Origin of the sequence: Gilliamella sp. Gris3-2, assembly GCF_001690345.1 — a bacterium.
GTDB classification, from domain to species: domain Bacteria; phylum Pseudomonadota; class Gammaproteobacteria; order Enterobacterales; family Orbaceae; genus Gilliamella; species Gilliamella bombi.
The window spans coordinates 1-363 of record NZ_LZHB01000029.1 but is presented as its reverse complement, the minus strand read 5'-3'; the positions used below and the strand labels follow the sequence as shown (position 1 = coordinate 363).

Annotated in this window: 1 protein-coding gene; it reads right to left on the bottom strand. The window is 24.2% G+C overall.

The features are described 5' to 3' along the window. The coding region (locus tag A9G32_RS05505; protein WP_065640648.1) for a hypothetical protein at nucleotides 1–274 on the bottom strand (274 nt) is incomplete at its 3' end. Nucleotides 275–363: the final 89 nt, after the last annotated feature.

Genomic DNA, 363 nt, shown 5'->3' with positions numbered 1-363 from the left:
TGTAATTTTCAAATTTAGAATTAAAGTATTTATCAGATATTATTGTTATTTCAAGAGTATAATGTTCATCACATAATAATTGACTAAGCCTATCAATTTTGTCGATAACGGCAATACTAAAATTATCCAATTCCGCTCTGGCAATATAACGGCCTTTATCATCTTTACAGGATAATTTACATTTAAAAGCCAATTCTATCTTAGCCAGCATTTCTTCAAATGAATTATTATTATCAATTAATACAAAAGTTAACCATCTTTCATTTATTTTCATAACTCTATTATCCTAGAAAAATTTAATCCTGAAATATTAAAAAACAAATATTATTTACATAAAATGTAGAAATTGTTTACGTGTTATCC